Raw genomic sequence first — 20,440 nt, forward strand, 5'->3', positions numbered from 1 at the left:
CCGAGTCCTTTCTGGGCAGAAACCCGATGTGAGGAACATCATCAGGGGTGAAGCCAGCCTAGATGGCACTCTGATTGTGTTTACGTCCGGGTACCCGGGTCTTCGTCCGAACCGTCAACTTGGTCGACAGGTTCGGCTTTCTTGTCTTCCACCGTGGGGTCCTCCCCCGCGTCCAGGGCGTCCCAGAGCATGCGCTGGGTGACGGGACCGTCGGCGGAATCGGCACCGGCCTTCTTCGCTGCGTCACGTCGCGCACCCGGGCTGTCGTACTTGGAGGACAACCCCGCCCGCACCCTCGGCCTGCGGACCAGTTCCACCGCGGCGGCGAGCGCCGCCAGGGCCCCCACCAGCACGAGAACGGCGGGTCCGGCGTGCACGGACACCGACTGGACCTCGGCCCGGCCCGGCAGCTCGGCCAGCCGAGCCGCCTCGTCGTCGGAGGCGCCGGACACGAGCAACCCCACCGCCGGGACGGCGGCCGCGACGGCCACCACCGCGACGAGCACACCCAGCACGCGCAGGGCCCAGCCCTTCACGGCGAACGACGCGGCGATCGCGGCGACCAGGGTCAGCGCCAGCGGCGTGAGCGCCGCCGCCCACGTGCCGCCCACGAGCACCGACGTGCGTTCCTCGCCGAGCCCGTCGGAGGAGGTGACCTCCACCCACGTCATCCGTGAGGCGCCCCACAGGCACACTGCGGCGACGGCGAGGAGCAGCACCGCGATCATCGATCGGCGGCGCCCCGCCCGCGCGGGGTCCCGGGCCGGCTCCGACGCGTCGCTCACTGCGTGTCGCCTCCCAGGGTCTTCAGCGTGTGCGCCGCCGCGATCGCGCTGAGCACAGCCATCGCCTTGTTCCGCGCCTCGGTGTCCTCGTATTCGGGGTTCGAGTCGGCGACGACGCCCGCGCCTGCCTGGACGTACCCGATGCCGTCCTTGATCAGGGCGGTGCGGATCGCGATGGCCGTGTCGGCGTCACCCGCGAAGTCGAGGTACCCGATGATGCCGCCGTAGATGCCGCGGCGGGTGGGTTCGAGTTCCTCGATCAGCTGCATCGCCCTGACCTTCGGCGCTCCCGACAGGGTGCCCGCCGGGAAGCAGGCGGTGACGGCGTCGAGGGCCTGCTTGCCGTCCGCGAGGTGACCGGTGACGGTGGAGACGAGATGCATCACGTGGCTGTACCGCTCGATGTGGCGGTAGTCGTGGACCTTCACCGTGCCCGGTTCGCAGACGCGCCCCAGGTCGTTGCGACCCAGGTCCACGAGCATCAGGTGCTCCGCGTTCTCCTTCTCGTCGGCGAGCAGGTCTTTCTCGAGCAGGATGTCCTCCTCCTCGGTGTGCCCGCGCCACCGGGTGCCCGCGATCGGGTGCGTGGTGGCCACGCCTTCCGACACGGTCACCAGCGCCTCCGGGCTCGAGCCGACGATCGAGAACGCGGTCTCGTCGTCGCCGTTCGGCACGTTGAGGAGGTACATGTACGGGCTGGGGTTGGACGCGCGCAGCATCCGGTAGACGTCGATCGGGTCGGCGGTGCAGTCGATCTCGAAGCGCTGCGACAGCACCACCTGGAAGGCCTCGCCGGCCTCGATGTCGCCGACGAGTTTCTGCACGTCGGCGCCGAACCCTTCGGTGGTGCGCTGACGGCGGTAGTCGGGGGCGGGTTTCGCGAACGTGGACACGGTCGACGACGCCGGGGCCGACAGGGCGTGTGTCATCCGGTCCAGCCGCTCCACCGCGGAGTCGTAGGCCTCGTCGACGCGTTCGTCCGTGCCGTCCCAGTTGACGGCGTTGGCGATCAGGGTGATGGCGCCCTCATGGTGGTCGACGGCCGCGAGATCCGTCGCCAGCAGCATCACCATCTCGGGGATCTGCAGGTCGTCGGTGGCGTGCTCGCCGATGCGCTCGATGCGCCGCACCGCGTCGTACCCGAGGAAGCCGACCATGCCGCCGGTCAGCGGCGGCAGATCGGGCAGCCGCTCGCTTCGGAGTAGTTCGAGGGTCTGGCCGAGGGCGGCGATCGGATCGCCGCCGGACGGCGCGCCCGCGGGAACGTTGCCGTACCAGGCTGCTTCACCGTCGACGACGGTCAGTGCGGCGGGACTGCCCGCGCCGATGAACGACCATCGCGACCACGATCGGCCGTTCTCCGCCGACTCGAGCAGGAAGGTGCCGGGCCGGTTCGCCGCCAGCTTGGTGTAAGCAGACAACGGTGTTTCCGCGTCTGCCAGCACCTTGCGCGTCACCGGGACGACCCGGTGTTCGGCGGCGAGAGCGTGGAACTGCTCACGTGTGGTGGTCGAGTCGGACCCGCCGTCGGCCGGGGTGGCGGCGGACTCGGGTGCGGGAATCGTGGTGGGCTCGCCGTGCATGCCGACCATCATCCCAGGCGCACTCGCACCGTCTGCGTGCGCGGGTAGCCTCGGCACCCATGAAGCCAGGTCAGCTCGCACCGGAATTCACCCTGCCCGATCAGGACGGCATCGAACGATCGCTGTCGAGCCTCCTCGAGGACGGCCCCCTCGTGCTGTTCTTCTACCCCGCGGCGTCGACGCCGGTCTGCACCGCCGAGGCCTGCCACTTCCGGGACCTCGGAACGGAGTTCTCCGCCGTGGGGGCGTCGCGCGCCGGGATCAGCACCGATGCGGTGGCGAAGCAGGCGTCGTTCGCGCAGGCGCAGTCCTTCGATTACCCGCTGCTGTCGGACGCCGACGGAGCCGTCGCGGAGCAGTTCGGCGTGCGCCGCGGACTGCTCGGCAAACTCGCCCCGGTCAAGCGGTCGACGTTTGTCATCGACACCGACCGCACCGTGCTCGAGGTCATCTCGAGCGAGTTCCGCGCGAACACGCACGGTGATCAGGCACTGGCCTTCCTCCGGACGCGTCAGGACACCTGAATCGACCGCTTGGCCAGTCCCATCCAGAAACCGTCGATCACCTGCCGGGGAATCTGCTCGGGGTCGCTCGACGCGCCGAGCGTGACGAAGAGCGGCGCGAAGTGCTCGATCGTCGGGTGTGCGTAGGGCATGCCCGGCGCGAGCGAGCGGAAATCGATCAGCGAATCCACGTCGCCCGCGGCGAGACGCTCGTCCGCCCAGGCGTCGAACTCCGAGGACCAGCCCGGCGCCTTCGCGTCGGGTGACGGGTCGCGCAGGAACGGCAGTCCGTGGGTGGTGAATCCGGACCCGACGATCAGCACGCCCTGCTCGCGCAGGGGACGCAGCCGCTCACCGAGGTGCAACAGCCGTTGCGGATCGAGGGTCGGTAGCGAGATCTGGAGGACCGGGATGTCGGCATCGGGGTACATGACCGTCAACGGCACGTAGGCGCCGTGGTCGAGGCCGCGATGCGGCTGGTGCGACACGGTCTCGTCGTCCGGCATCAGGGACACGACCTGCGCCGCGAGTTCGGGGGCGCCGGGCGACTCGTACGTGGTCCGGTAGAACCGTTCGGGGAAGCCCCCGAAGTCGTAGACGAGGGGGGTGCCGGTGGTGGTGGATCCGATCGTGAGCGGCGCCGATTCCCAATGTGCCGACACCATGAGAATGGCCTTGGGCCGTGGCAGGTCGCCCGCCCACTTCGCCAGCTGCGACACCCACAGGTCGCTGTCCACCAGCGGTGGCGCACCATGGCTGAGGAACAGTGCGGGCATGGTGGCGGTCATCGCGACTCCTTCGGATCGAGATCCCTCATCGAGGACGCCGGCCGGATCACCGCCGCCTCAATGTTGAACCTTCAAGTTACTATAGGAGTCAACCCGTGGGCGCGGCAACTATTCCCCGGGCACGAATCGGCCCCGCGGCGTGCTAACTATGGAGGACACGCTGCACACGCGTGGAGCGACGTACGGACGGAGGACACCACCGATGAGTGGTAACGACGAGGGCACGTCGACAGAGCCCGGCACCCGATGGCTCGACGCAGAGCAGCAGGAGGCCTGGCTCACCCTCATCGCACTGGTCACCCGGCTCCCCGCCGCACTGGACACCCAGCTTCAACGCGACTCGGCACTCACCCACTTCGAGTACTTCGTCCTCGCCTCACTGTCCGGCGAATCGAACCGGCGCCTGCAGCTGTCCCTGCTCGCACAGCGCGCCAACGCGTCCCTGTCCCGGCTGTCCCACGTCGTCACCAAAATGGAGAAAGCCGGCTGGGTGCGCCGCGAAAGCATCCGCGGCAGCCGCGGCTCCGACGCCGTCCTCACCGACGAAGGCATGGCCAAGGTCGTCGAGGCCGCGCCGCCGCACGTCGAATCCGTCCGGTCACTGATCTTCGACGGCCTCTCCGCCGACCAGGTCCGTCAACTGTCCGAACTGTCCGGCGCCATGCTTACCCAACTCGACAAGAGCATCGCCTCGGGAACCGGCAAGGCCTGACCGCCGCTCACCCCAGCGGCGTCCCGACAGCTCACCCCAGCGGCGTCCCGACAGCTCACCCCAGCGGCGTCCCGACAGCTCACCCCAGCGGCGTCCCGCCGACTCCCCAGCTGTCGCGCGGCACCTCGGTGATCGTCACCCACACCGTCGCCGCATTCTTACCCGTCGCGTCGGCGTACGCCTTCGTGACGGCCTCGATCGTGGCACGCTTCTGCTCCGCCGTGAGCCCCGGCGTCTGACTGATCTGAATAAGTGGCATGCGGACATCCTGCCCGAGGGCATACGAACATCCCGCCGAGGGCCGCTGCGCTAGTCGGCGGCGAGCAGGACGTCCGAGTCGAAGCAGGTGTGCGTGCCCGTGTGGCACGCCGCCCCCTCCTGGTCGACGACGAGCAGCACGGTGTCGCCGTCGCAGTCGAGCCGCACCTCGTGGACGTACTGCGTGTGACCGGACGTCTCGCCCTTCACCCAGTACTGCTGACGGGAGCGGGAATAGTACGTGCCCTTACGGGTCTCGAGGGTGCGTGCGAGGGCCTCGTCGTCCATCCACGCCACCATCAGGACGTCGCCCGTCGACCTTTCCTGCGCGACGGCATTGAACAGTCCCGCCTCGTTGCGCTTGAGCCGTGACGCGATGGCCGGGTCGAGACTCATCGGACGGTGATCCCTTCTGCACGCATGGACTTCTTGACGTCGCCGATCGTCATGTCGCCGAAGTGGAAGACACTGGCGGCGAGGACGGCGTCCGCGCCGGCTCCGACGGCGGGTGCGAAGTGCTCGACGGCGCCCGCTCCCCCGCTGGCGATCACCGGCACGTGCACGGCAGCGCGGACCGCGCGGATCATCGGCAGGTCGAAACCGGCCTTCGTGCCGTCCGCGTCCATCGAGTTGAGCAGGATCTCCCCTACGCCCAGTTCGGCGCCGCGGACCGCCCACTCGACCGCGTCGATGCCGGTGCTGCGCTTGCCGCCGTGGGTCGTGACCTCCCACCCCGACGGGGTGTCCGGTTGGCCCTGCGGCACGGTGCGCGCGTCCACCGACAGCACGATGCACTGGGAGCCGAAGCGTTCGCTCAGTTCGCGGAGCAACTCGGGCCGCGCGATCGCGGCGGTGTTGACGCTCACCTTGTCGGCGCCGGCACGCAGCAACCGGTCGACGTCCTCGACGGTGCGGACACCGCCGCCGACCGTGAGCGGGATGAACACCTGTTCCGCCGTCCGGCTGACCACGTCGAGCATGGTGCCCCGGTCAGCGGTCGACGCGGTGACGTCGAGGAACGTGAGCTCATCGGCGCCCTGGGCGTCGTACGCGGCCGCCAGTTCGACGGGGTCGCCCGCGTCCCGCAGGTTCTCGAAGTTGACGCCCTTGACGACGCGTCCGGCATCGACGTCCAGACACGGGATCACTCGAACCGCCAGAGTCATTGCGTACGCCCTCCTGAAGGCTCGGAACGGGGATCACCCAGTGATCCGAGGATATCGAGAATTTCGCCGTGCACCCCGGGCGCTCCGGCGAGCACCGAATCGGACATCACCGTCCAGGGCTTGCCGCCCAGATCGGTCACCACACCGCCCGCGGCGCGCACCAGCGCCACACCGGCCGCGTTGTCCCACGCATTGTGGCCGAACACCACCGCACCGCCGAGTATTCCGGCCGCGGTGAACGCGAGGTCGACCCCGGTGGACCCGTGGATCCGGATCCGCGAGGACACCCGGCTGAGCTGCGCGAGGACCTGCAGCCGGTACGCGCCGGGGATCCGCCCGCGACTGTCGATGTTCAGCGCCCCCAAGCCCACGATCGACGACGCCAGCGACGTGCGGCCGAGACTCGGCAGCGGCTGACCGCCCTCGAGCAACGGGCCGTCCGCGACGGCCGCGTAGCGCCGCCCGACGAGCGGCAGCCACGTGAGACCGAGAACGGGAACCCCGTCGTCGAGGAGCGCGAGCAGCGTGCCCGCGGTGGGCAGACCGGCCGAATAGTTGAAGGTGCCGTCGATGGGGTCGAGCACCCAGACGGGTCCACTGTCGAGGTCGGGTCCGCCGAACTCCTCGCCGTGGACGTCGATGCCGGTCCGGTCACGCAACTCGCCGGTCAGCCGCTTCTCGAGTTCGAGGTCGACGGCGGTCGCGAAATCGTCGGGGCCCTTGTGGACGGCGCTGGGCGCACCCACCCCGGAGACGAACCGGTCGTGCACTCCGTCGAGCAGCTCACTGGCGACGGCGAGGAGTTCCCGGGGATCGCGGGACAGGGCCATGGCGCGAACTCAGCCCGAGACCGCGGCGAGCGCCTCGGGGAGGGTGAACCGCCCCGCGTACAGCGCCTTGCCGACGATGGATCCCTCGACGCCCTGGTCGACGAGTCCGGCGATCGCCCGGAGGTCGTCGATGGTGGACACACCACCCGAGGCGACGACGGGGGCGTCGGTGGCCGCGCAGACCTGCGCGAGGAGTTCGAGATTGGGGCCGGTGAGAGTGCCGTCCTTGCTCACGTCGGTGACGACGTAGCGGGAGCAGCCGTCCTTGTCGAGCCGGGCGAGGGTCTCCCACAGGTTCCCGCCCTCGGTGACCCACCCGCGGCCGCGAAGCTGGTACTCACCGTCGACGAGGCGCACGTCGAGACCGACGGCGATCTTCTCGCCGTACTTGGCGATGGCGCGGGCACACCACTCGGGGTTCTCGATGGCGGCGGTGCCGAGGTTGACGCGACCGCAGCCGGTGGCCAGTGCGGCCTCGAGCGACGCGTCGTCGCGGATTCCGCCGGACAGTTCCACCTGAACGTCGAGTTCCCCCACCACGTCGGCGAGGAGTTCACGGTTCGAGCCGCGACCGAAGGCGGCGTCGAGGTCGACGATGTGGACCCACTCGGCACCGTCGTTCTGCCATGCGAGGGCGGCATCACGAGGCGAGCCGTATCCGGTCTCGCTTCCTGCCTCCCCCTGGACGAGGCGAACAGCTTCACCGTTGACGACATCTACAGCAGGCAAAAGGACCAGGCTCACGTGCGACAACCCTAGTCGCTCAGCGGTCGGAACCCGGCTTCGGGTCCTCGGGGTCGCGGCCGTAGGCGTTGCGGGTCATGCGTTTCGACACGTAACCCATGGCGGCGATCGCACCGGCGACGCCGAGCAACCCGACGATCAGCCCGAGGACGGGGCCCGGTTTCAGCACCAGAATGATCACGGTCGCGAGGACCAGGACCGCGGTCGCGGCGCCCATCGCGTACACGGCGAGCCTGCCGATCGACAGGTCGCCGCGCCCGTCCCCGGGTTCGGTCACAGACTGCGAACCCAGTTGCGGAGCAGTTCAGCGCCCGCGTCGCCGGACTTCTCGGGGTGGAACTGGGTGGCGGACAGTGCGCCGTTCTCGACGGCGGCGAGGAACTTGCCGCCGTGATCGGCCCAGGTCAGGGCGGGCGGCGCCAGCCGCTCCGGCGTCGGCAGTTCCCAGGTCTGGGCAGCGTACGAGTGGACGAAGTAGAACCGGGTGTCGGGATCGATACCGGCGAACAGCGTGCTGTTGCCCGGTGCCTCGACGGTGTTCCACCCCATGTGCGGCAGCACGTCGGCCTGGAGCCGTTCGACGGTGCCGGGCCATTCGCCGCAGCCTTCCGCCTCGACGCCGAACTCGACGCCGCGTTCGAAGAGGATCTGCATGCCGACGCAGATCCCCAGGACCGGCCGTCCGCCGGCCAGACGCTGACCGATGATCCGCTCCCCCCGCACCGCGCGGAGCCCCTCCATACACGCCGCGAAGGCGCCGACGCCGGGAACGACGAGACCGTCGGCCGCGAGTGCGACCTTGTGATCGGACGTGACCTCGACGCGCGCGCCGGTCCGGGCCAGAGCGCGGGTGGCCGAATGCAAGTTGCCGGAGCCGTAGTCGAGGACGGCAATCGTGGAGACGGTCATGACACAACCTTATCCGGCGGCCGAACGACGCCGGAGGGCGCGGCCGACGACCGTTCCGGCGGCCGGGACCACCGCGACCGCCGTCGCCGCGACCCCGAACACCCAGGAATACCCGGCCACCGACGCGACGGCTCCGAGCGCGAGGGAACCGAACCCGGTGCCGGCGTCGAACCCGATGTTCCATCCGGCGCTCGCCGAGCCGAATCGGGCCGGTCCCGCGGCGGTGAAGATCATGACGAGCGACTCGTTCTGCACCGCACCGAACCCGAACCCGAATGCCAGCGCCGCGCACACGAGCAGCGGCACGGGCGCCGCTGCCGCCGCGGCGACGGCGAACAGGACCAGGCCGAGGCACACGAACGTCAGGGCGGGAATCAGGGCACGGCCCACCCCGAGCCGGTCGGAGAACGATCCCGCGGCGTACCGCCCGATCAGCGTCGCCCCGCTCGACACGGCGAGGATCACCCCCGCGAGCGACGCCCGCTCCGAGATCGCGATCGGCAGCAGGCTGGACAGACCGCCGAACGCGGCCGCCACGATCGCGATCGACAGCCACGGGGTCAACACGGCGGCGAGCGGGATGCGATCGTGCGACGCGCGATCCGCGGGGGCGTGGATCGCGGGGAGCCGCGTGACCGCGACGACCGCGAGCGCGGGAATGAGAGCGCCGATCACGAAGACGGGGGTCGCGGACCAGTGCGCCATGATCGCGAGCCCCGCCGGCAACCCGACCATCTGCGCGGCGGCCACCGCGATTCCCTGCGCACCCGTCGCGCGGCCGAGCATCTGCCGCGGAACGAGTTCCGCGACCAGCGCACTGCTCGCGACGGTGAGCATGCCGAAGCCCGATCCCCGGACGGCCGACACCGCCAGCACCGGGATCGCCTCGGTGGAGAGCAGGAGGAGAAGCGACGGCGGCCCCAGCAGCATGCAGCCCGCGGCGAGCACCCACCGGTGCCCCCATCTACGCAGGAGCCGGGGCACGCCGAGTTGGGTGGCGACGGTCGCGGCCATGAACACGGCCGTCACGCTGCCGGCGAGAGTGTCCGAGCCGCCGGACAGCGAGACGATCAGCGGAACCACCGGCAGCAGCACCGCCCAGCCGCCGAACGCCGCGGCGCCCATCACCATCGCGGTGGGCAGACCGCGGGTGCGGAGCAGGCCGCGGCGCTCCCCCACTGCGACCGGCACTACAGCAACCTGAGAACGCCCGCCACGGCTGCCAGCACCGCCAGTGCCAGCAGCACGCCCGAGGCCAGTTTGTTGAACTTCCACATGGAGTACGCGCCGCCCGCCGCGATACCCGCGGCGATGAACAGGACGTAGACGAGGACGACGCTCACGAATGCGTCCGGTTCACAGGCTGCCCTTGGTGGACGGCACGCCCGTGACGCGGGGATCGGGTTCGACGGCCTCACGCAGTGCACGGGCGACGGCCTTGAACTCGGCCTCGGTGATGTGGTGCTGATCGCGCCCGTAGAGCACGCGCACGTGCAGGGCGATGCGCGCGTTGAGTGCGATCGACTCGAACACGTGCCGGTTGATCACGGTCGCGTACGGCACCCCCGGGTACCCGCCGATGACGGCGTGCAGCAGGTGCTCGGGTTCGCCGGTGTGGACGCAGTACGGTCGCCCGGACACGTCGACCGACGCGTGGGCGAGCGTCTCGTCCATCGGGATGAACGCGTCACCGAACCGGCGGATGCCCTTCTTGTCGCCGAGGGCCTGCCCGAGCGCCTGTCCGAGCACGATCGACGTGTCCTCGACCGTGTGGTGCGCCTCGATCTCGATGTCGCCCTTCGCGTGGACGGTGAGGTCGAAACTCGCGTGGGAGCCGAGCGCGGTCAGCATGTGGTCGAAGAACGGAACCCCGGTGGAGACGTCGACGATGCCGGTGCCGTCGAGGTTCAGTTCGACGGTGATGCTCGATTCCTTGGTGGTGCGCTCCACGCGGGCGATGCGGTCGGTCATCCTCGGTCTCCTGAGCTGGTGAGTTCGGTGGAGGCGATCTCGTCGCTCGCCACGATGAAGGCGTCGTTCTCGGAGGCCAGCCCGACGGTGGCGCGCAGGTATCCGGGGATCCCGACGTCCCGGATCAGCACTCCGCGGTCGAGGTAGGCCTGCCAGGCTCGGGCACTGTCGGTGAACTCACCGAACAGGATGAAGTTCGCGTCGCTGGGGATGACGTGGAAACCCGTGTCCTCCAATGCCTTCGACACCCGCACCCGCTCCGCCGCGAGGGCGTGCACGCTGCCGAGCGTCTCGTTCGCGTGCCGCAACGCCGCGCGGGCAGCGGCCTGCGTGACCACCGACAGGTGGTACGGCAGCCGGACCAGGAGCAGCGCCTCGATGAATGCCGGTGCGGCCGCGAGGTATCCGAGCCTGCCGCCGGCGAACGCGAACGCCTTGCTCATCGTCCGCGACACCACCAGCTTCGACGGGTACTCGTCGATCAGCGTCAGGGCGCTCGGTGCGTCGGAGAATTCGGCGTACGCCTCGTCGACGATCACGATGCCGGGCGCGGCGTCGAGGACACGGCGCAGTTCCGCGATGCCGACGCTGTGCCCGGTCGGGTTGTTGGGGCTGGTGACGAACACGACGTCGGGCCTGCGTTCGGCGATCGCCGCGGTCGCGGCCTCCACGTCGAGCGCGAAGTCGGCGCGCCGGAAGATCGGCAGCCACTCGGTCTCGGTGCCGTCCGCGATGATCGGGTGCATCGAGTACGACGGCACGAATCCCATCGCGCTGCGACCGGGACCGCCGAACGCCTGCAGCAGCTGCTGCAGGATCTCGTTGGACCCGTTGGCCGCCCACACGTTGTCGACCGTGACCGGCACCCCGGTCTGGCGAACGAGGTACGCGGCGAGGTCGGTGCGCAGCGCCACCGCGTCGCGGTCCGGGTAGCGGTGCAGTTCGCGTGCGGCCTCCCGCACGGACTCCGCGACGTCGTCGACGAGCGCCTTCGTCGGCGGGTGCGGGTTCTCGTTGGTGTTCAGCTGAACGGGGACCGTCAGCTGCGGCGCCCCGTACGCCGACTTGCCGCGCAGATTGTCGCGGATCGGCAGGGCGTCGACCCCGATCGACGAACCGGGCACGTTCGCGGCGGTCACCGCAGCGCCTCGAACCGCAGCCGCACGGCCTCACCGTGGGCGGGCAGGTCCTCGGCGTTCGCCAGGGTGATGACGTGGCCGGAAACCTCCTTCAGCGCGGATTCGGAGTAGTCGACCACGTGGATGCCGCGCAGGAACGTCTGCACGCTCAGGCCCGAGGAGTGCCGGGCGCAGCCCGCGGTGGGCAGGACGTGGTTGGACCCGGCGCAGTAGTCGCCGAGGCTGACCGGCGCCCACGGCCCGACGAACACCGCGCCCGCACTGGTCACCTTCGCGGCGACGGCGGTGGCGTTCTCGGTCTGGATCTCGAGGTGCTCGGCGGCGTACGCGTTGACCACCCGCAGCCCGGCCTCGACGTCGGAGACCAGGACGGTGCCCGATTGGGTGCCGGACAGCGCGGCGGTGACGCGCTCCTTGTGCTTGGTGATCTCGAGCTGCGCTGCCAGGGCGGTGTCGACGGCGTCGGCGAGTTCGACGCTGGACGTGACGAGCACGCTGGCGGCCATCACGTCGTGCTCGGCCTGGCTGATCATGTCGGCGGCGACGTGCACCGGGTCGGCGGTGTGGTCGGCGAGGATCGCGATCTCGGTGGGGCCCGCCTCGGCGTCGATGCCGACCAGGCCGCGGCAGAGGCGCTTGGCGGCGGTCACGTAGATGTTGCCGGGGCCGGTGATGAGGTCGACGGGGGCGAGTTCGGCACCGTTCGTGTCGGTGCCGCCGTAGGTGAGCAGGGCGACGGCCTGACCGCCGCCGACGGCCCACACCTCGTCGACACCCAGCAGGGCGGCCGCGGCGAGGATGGTCGGGTGCGGCAGACCGCCGAACTCGGACTGCGGTGGCGACGCCACCACGAGCGAGCGGACGCCGGCGGCCTGCGCGGGCACCACGTTCATCACGACGCTGGACGGGTAGACGGCGTTGCCGCCGGGGACGTACAGCCCGACGCGGTCGACGGGCACCCACCGTTCGGTGACGGTGCCACCCGGGACGACCTCGGTGGTGGTGTCGGTGCGGCGCTGGTCGGCGTGGACCTTGCGGGTGCGTTCGATCGCGACCTCGAGGGCGGCGCGGACTGCGGGGTCGAGTTCGTGGAGGGCGCGGTCCAGCTCGGCCTGCGGCACCCGCACCTGCGCGGGGCGGACGCCGTCGAACTTCTCACTGAATTCGAGGGCGGCGTCGGCGCCGCGTTCACGGACCGCCTCGACGACGGGGCGAACCTGATGCAGGACCGCGTCCACATCCACTCCACCTCGAGGAAGTGCGGCGCGAAGTTCGGCCGTGGAAGGGGTACGACCACGAAGGTCGGTGCGGGCGAGCATGAGAGGTCCTCTCTGCGACTGTCGGGACACGGTGTCTCGGACGAGCGGACTGTTCTGCGGAGAACAGGGCTCGACACCGATTATCCAGGATAGGCGCACCCCGTTTTCACCGGTCGGCGGCCGACCGGGTTTCAAGTTCGGTGGCCGCGCATGCAACAGCACCCGCCGGCGTGACGCCGGCGGGTGCTGCACTGTGCTGCGCGTCGTCCCGGCCGCGGGAATCCGGCGGCCTAGAGACGGGTCGAGTGCAGGAACCTCCTCGCCAGGTTCTCCTCGGTCGACGCGCCCGGCGTCCACTCGGTGATCCAGGGGCCGGTGCCTTCGCTGGGGTCGACCACTCCCCGCTCCAGCCACGCGTACCGTCCTTCGAGGATCGAGCGCGCGACCTGCTTGTCGGCGTCGTCGGTGTTGTGCCACAGACCGTCGAACAACTTCTCGACCCGCAGCGCCGCCTGTCGGCAGAACACGTCGGCGAGTTCGTAGGCCGCGGCGCCCTCGGCCTCGTTCTCCTCCCGCTGCATCTCCGCCTTGACGCAGGTGGCGGACATCGCGAACAGTTCGGCGCCGATGTCGACGACCCGGCCGAGGAAGCCCTGCTGTTTCTCCAGGGCAGCCTGCCACCGGGCCATTCCGTAGAACGTGGAGCGGGCCAGCTTGCGGGAGTGCCGTTCGACGAAACGCAGGTGCTTGGCCAGGACGCCGAATTCGCCGAACGACGTCGGCACCTGTCCCTTGCCCGCCACGAGTTGCGGCAGCCACTTCGCGTAGAAGCCGCTCGCCTTGGCCGCCGCCCGGGCCTTCGCACCGGTGTCGGCGTGCGGGTCGGCGAGATCGCCCGCCGCTGTGAGGTGCGCGTCCACGGCCTCGCGCGCGACCAGCAACCGCATGATCTCGCTGGACCCCTCGAAGATCCGGTTGATGCGCAGGTCGCGGTCCAGCTGCTCCACCGGCACCGCCCGTTCACCGCGGGCGGCCAGCGACGCCGCTGTCTCGTATCCGCGACCGCCGCGGATCTGGATCAGCTCGTCGGAGATGACGCAGGCCATCTCGGACGACCACAGTTTGGCGAGCGCCGCCTCGATCCGGATGTCGTTGCGACCCTCGTCGTTCATCTGCGCCGACAGGTCCACGACCGCCTCGAGCGCGTACGTGGTCGCGGCCATGAACGACAGCTTGTTGGCGACGGCCGCATGCTCGGCGATGGCTTTGCCCCACTGGACGCGGACACCGGACCATTCGCGGGCGATCTTCAGCGACCACTTGCCTGCGCCCGCACACATCGCCGGAATCGCCAGCCGGCCGGCGTTGAGGGTGGTGAGTGCGATCTTCAATCCGTCGCCCTCCCGCCCGATCAGGTTCTCCCGCGGAACGCGCACCTTGTACATACGGGTGACACCGTTCTCGATCCCGTGCAGTCCCATGAACGCGTTGCGCCGTTCCACGGTGATTCCCGGGGTGTCCGCCTCGACGACGAAGGCGGAGATGCCGCCGCGATGGCCTTCGCTCTTCGGTACCCGCGCCATGACGACGAGCAGTTCCGCGACGACGCCGTTGGTCGTCCACAGCTTCACGCCGTCCAGTTCGTAGGCGGCACCGCCCTCGATGGGTACCGCCGAGGACGCCAGCCGCGCCGGGTCGGACCCGACGTCGGGTTCGGTGAGCAGGAACGCGGAGATGGCGCCGCGGGCGCAGCGCGGCAGGAATTCGCGCTTCTGCTCCGGGGTGCCGGCCAGCTTGAGCGGTTCGGGGACGCCGATCGACTGATGGGCCGACAGCAGCGCGCCGAGGCTCGGGTGCACCGACGCGACGAGCATCAACGCCCGGTTGTACGCGACCTGGGAGAGTCCGAGGCCGCCGTACTCCTCCGAGATCTTCAGGCCGAAGCACCCGAGGTCGGCGAGGCCGCGGACGTATTCGTCGGGAATGCGGGACTGCGATTCGATGACACTGCCGTCCATCTCCTCGCAGTATGCGTGGAGGCGAACGAGGAATTCTTCGGCCTTGGCGGCGTCCTCGGCAGCCGGCCGTGGGAAGGGATGAACCAGATCCAGCCGGAACCGTCCGAGAAACAGTTCTTTCGCGAAGGAGGGTTTGTCCCAGCCGGATTCCCTCGCCTCCTCTGCGACTGCTCGTGCTTCTTCCTCGGTGACCTTCGGAGCTGAGGTGTCGACCATGACGCGCCTCCTACTGGCGGGTAGTCCTACTCGCCAGTATCCCCCAATCGGCGCACTCGGGACAGCGTTTCCGCTACTGTTCGGCCGGTGCGGACTCCCACGCGACTCCTGGGTGCCGGCGCGGTCCTGCTGTGCTTGCTGAGCCCCGCCGCCGCGGTGCACGCCGCCCCTCTCCCCGACGACTTCCTGTGGGGTGTGGCGACGTCCGGGTTCCAGTCGGAGGGTTCCTCCCCGGACAGCAACTGGCGGCGGTATTCCGACTCCGGCCGCACCCACGACGTGATCGGCACCTCCGTCGACTTCCGGCACCGGTACGCCGAGGACATCACAAGCGCAGCGGACCTGGGTGTCGACGTCTTCCGGTTCGGCGTCGAGTGGGCGCGCCTGCAGCCCGCGCCGGGCGTGTGGGACGAGACCGAGCTGCGGTACTACGACGACGTCGTCCGCGAGATCACCGGCCGCGGCATGACCCCGATGATCACCCTCGACCACTGGGTGTACCCCGGATGGGTCGCCGACCGGGGAGGGTGGGCGAACCCGGAGATCGTCGACGACTGGCTCGCGAACGCGCAGAAGGTGATCGAGCGCTATTCCGGTGTGGGCGCGCTCTGGATCACGATCAACGAGCCGACCGTGTACGTGCAGAAGGAGCTGTCGTTCGGCGGCATCGGCCCCGACCGGGCGCCGCGGATGCTCGACCGGCTCGTCGAGGTCCACCGCCGCGCATACGACCTGATCCACGAGAACGACCCGGGCGCCCGGGTCAGCAGCAATCTCGCGTACGTCCCGGCCGCCATGGACGCGCTCGACACCACATTCGTCGACCGCGTCCGCGACAAACTCGACTTCCTCGGCGTCGACTACTACTACGGCCTCTCCCTCGACAACCTCACCGCGGTGAGCGCGATCACCGACGCGTTCTACGACATCAGTCCCCAACCGGACGGCATCTACCACGCCCTGATGCGGTACACCCGCAAGTTCCCGGGACTACCGCTGTACGTCGTGGAGAACGGCATGCCCACCGACGACGGGAAACCCCGCCCGGACGGCTACACCCGGTCCGATCATCTCCGCGATCACCTCTACTGGATGGAGCGGGCGCGGGCCGACGGCGCACCGGTGATCGGATACAACTACTGGTCGATCACCGACAACTACGAGTGGGGCACGTTCCGTCCCCGGTTCGGCCTGTTCACCGTCGACGCTCTGACCGATCCCACCCTCACGCGGCGGCCGACCGATGCGGTGGCGACCTACCGGGACGTCGTCGCGAACGGGCTCCCGCCCGGCTACGAACCGGGCCGTCGCGCCGGAATCTGTTCCCTCGTCGATCCGCCCCTCAGCTGCACGAATCCCCCGTAACGGGAACACCGCGGGACGCGACGTACGATCAGCTCGTGTCGTGGCAGATGTGGTGTGCAGTGCTCGGGGCGTCCTGCGTGATCAGCCTGTCGCCGGGTGCGGGCGCGATCGCGTCGATGGCCACCGGAATGCGATTCGGGTTGCGGCGCGGCTACTGGAACATCGCCGGTCTCCAGCTGGGGTTGCTGTTGCAGATCGCGGTGGTCGCCGCGGGGCTCGGAGCCCTGCTCGCGAACTCGACCCTCGCGTTCACCGTGATCAAGTGGTTCGGCGTCGCGTACCTGGTGTATCTCGGCGTCCGGCAGTGGCGGGCGAGCGCGACCGATGTGTCCGGCGTCGACGGCGAGGTCGCCGAGACCAGCGGGCCCGCGATGACGCTGCGCGGTTTCCTCGTCAACGCCAGCAACCCGAAGGCCGTCGTCTTCATGCTTGCGGTGCTCCCGCAGTTCATCACCCCGTCGGCGCCGCTGCTCCCCCAATACCTGATCATCGCCGCCACCATGGTCGCGGTCGACGTCGCCGTCATGACCGGCTACACCGGCCTGGCGTCGAAGGTCCTGCGGCTGATGCGTTCACCGCGCCAGCAGCGGGCCACCAACCGGACGTTCTCCGGGTTGTTCTTCGTGGCGGCCACGTTCCTGGCGACCATTCGCCGTGCCGTCTGACCCGTGAGTACTTCTCAACCGCCGGCGGTTGAGAAGTACTCACGGGTGGGGTCACATGTCGAGGCCGAGATCCAGCACGGTCACCGAATGGGTGAGCGCGCCGACCGCGAGGTAATCGACTCCGGTCGCGGCGTACTCGGCCGCGACGTCCAGCGTGAGACCACCCGACGATTCCAGCCTGGTGGCGGGGGCGTTCGCGTCGCGGCGCTGCACGGCGATCTGGGTCTGCCACAGCGGGAAGTTGTCGAGCAGCACCAGTTCCACGTTCTCGGCGAGTACCTCGTCGAGTTGCGCGAGGCTGTCGACCTCCACCTCGCATTCGATGTCCGGCGCCGCGGCGCGGACGGCCCGCAGTGCCGCCACCACCGAACCCGCGGCGGCGACGTGGTTGTCCTTGATCAACGCGGCGTCGCCGAGACCCATGCGGTGGTTGACGCCGCCGCCCACCCGGACGGCGTACTTCTGCAGCGACCGCAGTCCCGGCAGCGTCTTGCGGCTGTCGCGGATCTTCGCCCCGCTGCCCTCGACCGCATCCACCCACGCGGATGTGGCGGTGGCGATGCCGGACAGGTGGCAGACCAGGTTGAGCATCGTCCGTTCCGCGGTGAGCAGTCCCTGCGTGGGCGCGGACACCGTCAGCACGGCCTGGCCGGGCACGATCCGGGTGCCGTCGGCGACCCTGTCGAGGACCTCGTAGCGGCCCGCCCCGATCACCTCGTCGAGCACCAGCAGTCCCACGTCGAGGCCGGCGACGGTACCGTGCGCACGGGAGACCACGGACGCCTTGGCGACCGCGTCGGCCGGGACCGTGGACGCGGACGTCACGTCGGGTCCGTACCGCAGGTCCTCGTCCAGGGCGAGGCGCACGAGCGTACGGACCTCGTCCGCATCCAGACCGCCGGGAAGGACGTGGTCGGCCATCACAGCACTCCTGTCAGTTGGGGTTGGAGAAGCTCGAGTTCGCCGCCGCGCAGGCGCACGTGCGTGCTGCGGCGCCACTCGCCGGACGTCTCCGGGTAGTCGCTGCGGGTGTGGCATCCGCGACTTTCGGTGCGCGCGCCTGCGGCGAGCACGAGCGCTGCCGCCGTCAGGGTCAGCGCGGCGTCTTCGAGCGCGGTCTGTCCCTCGGGCACCGTGCGCGGCGCGGCGGCGAGGGCGGCGGCCACCGCCTCGAGGCCTGCGCCGTCCCGGACGACGGAGGCGTTGCCGGTCATCAACTGCTGCACCAGTTCCCGCGGCGCGGACGACAGTGCGTGGCGGCCGGGATCGGCCGCCTCGACGCGTAGGTCGGCGCGTTCGACGGCTGCGGCGCCGGCCCGTTCGCCGACCACCAGGCCTTCGAGGAGGCTGTTGGAGGCCAGCCGGTTCGCGCCGTGCAGCCCGGTGCGGGCCACCTCCCCCGCCGCGTAGAGGCCGGGGACCGAGGTGCGTCCGTCGACGTCGGTGACCACGCCGCCGCACGAGTAGTGGGCGGCGGGGGCGACCGGAATCAGCTGTTCGCGCGGGTCGATCCCGGCTTCCAGGCAGGACGCCGTCACGGTCGGGAACCGCTGCGCGAACCCGGACAGGTGACGCGCGTCGAGGTAGACGTGGTCGTGTCCGAGTTCCCGCAGCCGCGACGCGATGGCCCGCGACACGACGTCGCGGGGTGCCAGGTCGCCGCGCGGATGCACGCCGGCGGTCACCGAATCGCCGTTGGCGTCGACGAGGATCGCGCCCTCGCCGCGGACGGCCTCGCTGATCAGCGGGCGCCGGCCGAGACCGCCGGGGGTGAACAGCACGGTCGGGTGGAACTGCACGAACTCGAGATCGGCGACGGCCGCGCCTGCGTCGAGTGCGAGGGCGATGCCGTCGGCGGTGGCGCCGGGCGGGTTGGTACTACAGGCGTACAACTGCCCGAGTCCGCCGGTCGCCAGGAGAACGGCGGGTGTGTGGATCACGCCGAGGCCGCGCGGGGAGTCGACGAGCACCCCGGTGACTCCGCGTGCATCGGTGAGCACGCAGACCGCGGAACTGTCGAACAGGACCGGAAGCCCGGCCGCGCCCAGCGCGCGCTGCACCTCCGCGCCGGTGGCGTCGCCGCCGGCGTGGATGATCCGCCGGGTGCTGTGCCCGCCCTCGCGGGTGCGCGACACGGTGCCGTCGCGGCCGCGGTCGAACACCGCACCCAGATCGGTCAATGCGGCCACGGCGTCGCGGCCGCCGGCCACGATCGACCGCACGGCGTCCTCGTCGCACAGGCCGACGCCGGCCTCGCACGTGTCGGCGACGTGAGAGTCCACCGAATCGGTGACGGCGTCACCGACCACGGCGATGCCGCCCTGCGCGTACTGCGTCGCGGTGTCCGTCGCCCCACCCTTGCTGACGGTGAGCACGGTCAGCCCGCGCAGTGAGGCGGTGCGTGCGGCCGTCAGTCCGGCCACACCACCGCCCACCACTACGAGGTCGGCGTGCTCTTCCCAGGAAATCCCCCGGGCCGGGCTGCTCACTCGCCGCCGCCCGGGTTTCCGATCTCGATCATCCGCTGCACCGACTTGCGGGCACGCTCGGCGGTCGCGAGATCGACGTGAACCTCGTCCTTGCCCTCGAGCAGGCAGCGGAGCAGGGCGGCGGGGGTGATCATCTTCATGTACGGGCAGGACGCGCGGTCGTTGACGGCCTGGAAGTCGACCTCCGGCGCGGCCTTGCGCAACTGGTGGAGCATCCCGACCTCGGTGGCCACCAGAACCTGCTTGGCCCCGGTGGCGCGGGCGGCGTCGAGCATGCCGCCCGTCGACAGGATCTTCACCTTGTCCTCGGGCACGAATCCTTCACCGGCGAGGTAGAGCGCCGAGGTGGCGCAGCCGCATTCGGGGTGGACGAAGAGTTCGGCACCGGGGTGCGCCTTGGCCTGCGCGGTGAGCTCGTCGCCGTTGATGCCGGCGTGGACGTGGCACTCGCCGGCCCAGATCTGCATGTTCTTGCGACCGGTGACGCGCTTGACGTGGGCGCCGAGGAACTGGTCGGGCAGGAACAGGACCTCGCGGTCGGGGTCGATCGACGCGACCACGTCGACGGCGTTGGACGACGTGCAGCAGATGTCCGTCAGACCCTTCACCTCGGCGGTGGTGTTGACGTACGACACGACGACGGCGTCGGGGTATTCCGCCTTCCACTCGCGCAGCTGATCGGCGGTGATCGAGTCGGCGAGCGAGCAGCCCGCGCGCTCGTCCGGGATCAGCACCGTCTTGGCGGGGCTGAGGATCTTCGCGGTCTCGGCCATGAAGTGCACGCCGCAGAACACGATGGTGTCCTCGGGGGCTTCGGCCGCGATGCGCGAGAGTGCCAGCGAGTCGCCGACGTGGTCGGCGACGTCCTGGATGGCGGGCAACTGATAGTTGTGTGCGAGGAGGGTTGCTCCCCGCTCACGCGCCAGCCGTTTGATCTCGGCAGCCCACTCTTCGCTCGCCTCGACGCCCGCGTAACCGCCGGGACCGTCCTGAATCTGCGGGTTGGTACCCGCCCACAACGTCGTGGTCGTCATGGCTTG

General features: G+C 70.0%; 23 protein-coding genes. 4 read left to right on the top strand and 19 right to left on the bottom strand.

Annotated elements, in window-relative coordinates:
- Positions 1 to 80 precede the first annotated feature (80 nt).
- Both JWS14_RS05280 and JWS14_RS05285 read right to left on the bottom strand, forming a co-directional pair.
- Positions 81 to 785 (bottom strand): TIGR02234 family membrane protein, encoded by a 705-nt coding sequence (locus JWS14_RS05280; RefSeq protein ID WP_072945222.1) that lies wholly within the window; start codon positions 783 to 785, stop codon positions 81 to 83.
- A complete protein-coding gene (locus JWS14_RS05285) occupies positions 782 to 2,368 on the bottom strand; it encodes an anthranilate synthase component I (protein ID WP_072945393.1) in 1,587 nt (528 codons plus the stop codon). The genes JWS14_RS05280 and JWS14_RS05285 overlap by 4 nt, the downstream gene beginning before the upstream one ends.
- 59 nt (positions 2,369 to 2,427) lie before the next feature.
- Between JWS14_RS05285 and JWS14_RS05290 the strand changes: the two genes are divergently transcribed.
- The gene (locus JWS14_RS05290) at positions 2,428 to 2,892 is read left to right on the top strand and encodes a peroxiredoxin (RefSeq protein ID WP_072945224.1); all 465 of its coding nucleotides are present in this window, start codon (positions 2,428 to 2,430) and stop codon (positions 2,890 to 2,892) included.
- On the opposite strand, the gene JWS14_RS05295 is transcribed toward JWS14_RS05290, so the two are convergent.
- Positions 2,880 to 3,659: a dioxygenase family protein gene (locus tag JWS14_RS05295; RefSeq protein ID WP_072945226.1), complete on the bottom strand. Its 780-nt coding sequence runs from the start codon at positions 3,657 to 3,659 to the stop codon at positions 2,880 to 2,882. The two genes, JWS14_RS05290 and JWS14_RS05295, sit on opposite strands and share 13 nt — an antisense overlap.
- A gap of 202 nt (positions 3,660 to 3,861) precedes the next feature.
- On the opposite strand from JWS14_RS05295, the gene JWS14_RS05300 reads away from it, so the two are divergent.
- The gene (locus JWS14_RS05300; protein ID WP_072945229.1) at positions 3,862 to 4,371 is read left to right on the top strand and encodes a MarR family winged helix-turn-helix transcriptional regulator; all 510 of its coding nucleotides are present in this window, start codon (positions 3,862 to 3,864) and stop codon (positions 4,369 to 4,371) included.
- A 79-nt stretch (positions 4,372 to 4,450) separates the two neighbouring features.
- On the opposite strand, the gene JWS14_RS05305 is transcribed toward JWS14_RS05300, so the two are convergent.
- The 13 genes from JWS14_RS05305 to JWS14_RS05365 all read right to left on the bottom strand — a co-directional run bounded on the left by JWS14_RS05305 (position 4,451) and on the right by JWS14_RS05365 (position 14,881).
- Complete coding sequence (locus JWS14_RS05305) at positions 4,451 to 4,630, bottom strand: tautomerase family protein (protein ID WP_072945232.1); 180 nt, start codon at positions 4,628 to 4,630, stop codon at positions 4,451 to 4,453.
- A 50-nt stretch (positions 4,631 to 4,680) separates the two neighbouring features.
- A complete protein-coding gene (gene hisI, locus JWS14_RS05310; RefSeq protein ID WP_072945234.1) occupies positions 4,681 to 5,025 on the bottom strand; it encodes a phosphoribosyl-AMP cyclohydrolase in 345 nt (114 codons plus the stop codon).
- Positions 5,022 to 5,795, bottom strand: a complete 774-nt coding sequence (gene hisF, locus JWS14_RS05315) for an imidazole glycerol phosphate synthase subunit HisF (protein ID WP_072945236.1) — start codon at positions 5,793 to 5,795, stop codon at positions 5,022 to 5,024. The genes hisI and hisF overlap by 4 nt, the downstream gene beginning before the upstream one ends.
- Positions 5,792 to 6,625, bottom strand: coding sequence for an inositol monophosphatase family protein (locus tag JWS14_RS05320; protein WP_072945238.1), 834 nt, complete (start codon positions 6,623 to 6,625; stop codon positions 5,792 to 5,794). Before JWS14_RS05320 ends, hisF begins: the two co-directional genes overlap by 4 nt.
- A 9-nt stretch (positions 6,626 to 6,634) precedes the next feature.
- The gene (priA, locus tag JWS14_RS05325; RefSeq protein ID WP_005247511.1) at positions 6,635 to 7,369 is read right to left on the bottom strand and encodes a bifunctional 1-(5-phosphoribosyl)-5-((5-phosphoribosylamino)methylideneamino)imidazole-4-carboxamide isomerase/phosphoribosylanthranilate isomerase PriA; all 735 of its coding nucleotides are present in this window, start codon (positions 7,367 to 7,369) and stop codon (positions 6,635 to 6,637) included.
- Positions 7,370 to 7,388: 19 nt separating this feature from the next.
- Positions 7,389 to 7,646 carry a hypothetical protein gene (locus JWS14_RS05330; RefSeq protein WP_072945241.1) on the bottom strand — a complete coding sequence of 86 codons (258 nt, stop codon included), beginning with the start codon at positions 7,644 to 7,646 and terminating at the stop codon, positions 7,389 to 7,391.
- Positions 7,643 to 8,278, bottom strand: a complete 636-nt coding sequence (hisH, locus tag JWS14_RS05335; protein WP_072945244.1) for an imidazole glycerol phosphate synthase subunit HisH — start codon at positions 8,276 to 8,278, stop codon at positions 7,643 to 7,645. Before hisH ends, JWS14_RS05330 begins: the two co-directional genes overlap by 4 nt.
- A gap of 9 nt (positions 8,279 to 8,287) precedes the next feature.
- Entirely contained in the window at positions 8,288 to 9,469 is a 1,182-nt protein-coding gene (locus JWS14_RS05340; RefSeq protein WP_095865268.1) for an MFS transporter, read from the bottom strand.
- A complete protein-coding gene (locus JWS14_RS05345) occupies positions 9,469 to 9,621 on the bottom strand; it encodes a hypothetical protein (protein ID WP_167372216.1) in 153 nt (50 codons plus the stop codon). The genes JWS14_RS05340 and JWS14_RS05345 overlap by 1 nt, the downstream gene beginning before the upstream one ends.
- A gap of 13 nt (positions 9,622 to 9,634) precedes the next feature.
- Positions 9,635 to 10,249: an imidazoleglycerol-phosphate dehydratase HisB gene (gene hisB / locus JWS14_RS05350; RefSeq protein WP_005247522.1), complete on the bottom strand. Its 615-nt coding sequence runs from the start codon at positions 10,247 to 10,249 to the stop codon at positions 9,635 to 9,637.
- Positions 10,246 to 11,388, bottom strand: a complete 1,143-nt coding sequence (locus JWS14_RS05355) for a histidinol-phosphate transaminase (RefSeq protein WP_095865267.1) — start codon at positions 11,386 to 11,388, stop codon at positions 10,246 to 10,248. The genes hisB and JWS14_RS05355 overlap by 4 nt, the downstream gene beginning before the upstream one ends.
- Entirely contained in the window at positions 11,385 to 12,707 is a 1,323-nt protein-coding gene (gene hisD / locus JWS14_RS05360) for a histidinol dehydrogenase (RefSeq protein WP_072945250.1), read from the bottom strand. The genes JWS14_RS05355 and hisD overlap by 4 nt, the downstream gene beginning before the upstream one ends.
- A gap of 230 nt (positions 12,708 to 12,937) precedes the next feature.
- Positions 12,938 to 14,881 (bottom strand): acyl-CoA dehydrogenase family protein, encoded by a 1,944-nt coding sequence (locus JWS14_RS05365; RefSeq protein ID WP_072945252.1) that lies wholly within the window; start codon positions 14,879 to 14,881, stop codon positions 12,938 to 12,940.
- An 87-nt stretch (positions 14,882 to 14,968) separates the two neighbouring features.
- On the opposite strand from JWS14_RS05365, the gene JWS14_RS05370 reads away from it, so the two are divergent.
- Positions 14,969 to 16,246 (top strand): glycoside hydrolase family 1 protein, encoded by a 1,278-nt coding sequence (locus JWS14_RS05370; RefSeq protein WP_206012645.1) that lies wholly within the window; start codon positions 14,969 to 14,971, stop codon positions 16,244 to 16,246.
- A 35-nt stretch (positions 16,247 to 16,281) separates the two neighbouring features.
- Positions 16,282 to 16,911 (top strand): LysE family transporter, encoded by a 630-nt coding sequence (locus JWS14_RS05375; RefSeq protein WP_095865264.1) that lies wholly within the window; start codon positions 16,282 to 16,284, stop codon positions 16,909 to 16,911.
- A gap of 51 nt (positions 16,912 to 16,962) precedes the next feature.
- Here the strand turns inward: JWS14_RS05375 and nadC are convergent, their stop codons facing one another.
- From nadC to nadA, 3 genes are read right to left on the bottom strand one after another with little or no spacing between them, the layout of a single operon-like run.
- Entirely contained in the window at positions 16,963 to 17,832 is an 870-nt protein-coding gene (nadC, locus tag JWS14_RS05380) for a carboxylating nicotinate-nucleotide diphosphorylase (RefSeq protein WP_095865263.1), read from the bottom strand.
- Entirely contained in the window at positions 17,832 to 19,400 is a 1,569-nt protein-coding gene (locus JWS14_RS05385) for an L-aspartate oxidase (RefSeq protein ID WP_206012646.1), read from the bottom strand. Before JWS14_RS05385 ends, nadC begins: the two co-directional genes overlap by 1 nt.
- Positions 19,397 to 20,434: a quinolinate synthase NadA gene (nadA, locus tag JWS14_RS05390; protein WP_095865261.1), complete on the bottom strand. Its 1,038-nt coding sequence runs from the start codon at positions 20,432 to 20,434 to the stop codon at positions 19,397 to 19,399. Before nadA ends, JWS14_RS05385 begins: the two co-directional genes overlap by 4 nt.
- Positions 20,435 to 20,440 lie beyond the last annotated feature (6 nt).

The organism is Rhodococcus koreensis, from assembly GCF_017068375.1.
Taxonomy (GTDB): domain Bacteria; phylum Actinomycetota; class Actinomycetes; order Mycobacteriales; family Mycobacteriaceae; genus Rhodococcus_F; species Rhodococcus_F koreensis.

Coding starts and splice junctions, on each gene's coding strand:
- JWS14_RS05285 (WP_072945393.1), bottom strand. CDS start 2,368: ATGCACGGCGAGCCCACCACGATTCCCGCACCCGAGTCCGCCGCCACC.
- JWS14_RS05290 (WP_072945224.1), top strand. CDS start 2,428: ATGAAGCCAGGTCAGCTCGCACCGGAATTCACCCTGCCCGATCAGGAC.
- JWS14_RS05295 (WP_072945226.1), bottom strand. CDS start 3,659: ATGACCGCCACCATGCCCGCACTGTTCCTCAGCCATGGTGCGCCACCG.
- JWS14_RS05300 (WP_072945229.1), top strand. CDS start 3,862: ATGAGTGGTAACGACGAGGGCACGTCGACAGAGCCCGGCACCCGATGG.
- JWS14_RS05305 (WP_072945232.1), bottom strand. CDS start 4,630: ATGCCACTTATTCAGATCAGTCAGACGCCGGGGCTCACGGCGGAGCAG.
- hisI (WP_072945234.1), bottom strand. CDS start 5,025: ATGAGTCTCGACCCGGCCATCGCGTCACGGCTCAAGCGCAACGAGGCG.
- hisF (WP_072945236.1), bottom strand. CDS start 5,795: ATGACTCTGGCGGTTCGAGTGATCCCGTGTCTGGACGTCGATGCCGGA.
- JWS14_RS05320 (WP_072945238.1), bottom strand. CDS start 6,625: ATGGCCCTGTCCCGCGATCCCCGGGAACTCCTCGCCGTCGCCAGTGAG.
- hisH (WP_072945244.1), bottom strand. CDS start 8,278: ATGACCGTCTCCACGATTGCCGTCCTCGACTACGGCTCCGGCAACTTG.
- hisB (WP_005247522.1), bottom strand. CDS start 10,249: ATGACCGACCGCATCGCCCGCGTGGAGCGCACCACCAAGGAATCGAGC.
- hisD (WP_072945250.1), bottom strand. CDS start 12,707: ATGCTCGCCCGCACCGACCTTCGTGGTCGTACCCCTTCCACGGCCGAA.
- JWS14_RS05365 (WP_072945252.1), bottom strand. CDS start 14,881: ATGGTCGACACCTCAGCTCCGAAGGTCACCGAGGAAGAAGCACGAGCA.
- nadC (WP_095865263.1), bottom strand. CDS start 17,832: ATGGCCGACCACGTCCTTCCCGGCGGTCTGGATGCGGACGAGGTCCGT.
- nadA (WP_095865261.1), bottom strand. CDS start 20,434: ATGACGACCACGACGTTGTGGGCGGGTACCAACCCGCAGATTCAGGAC.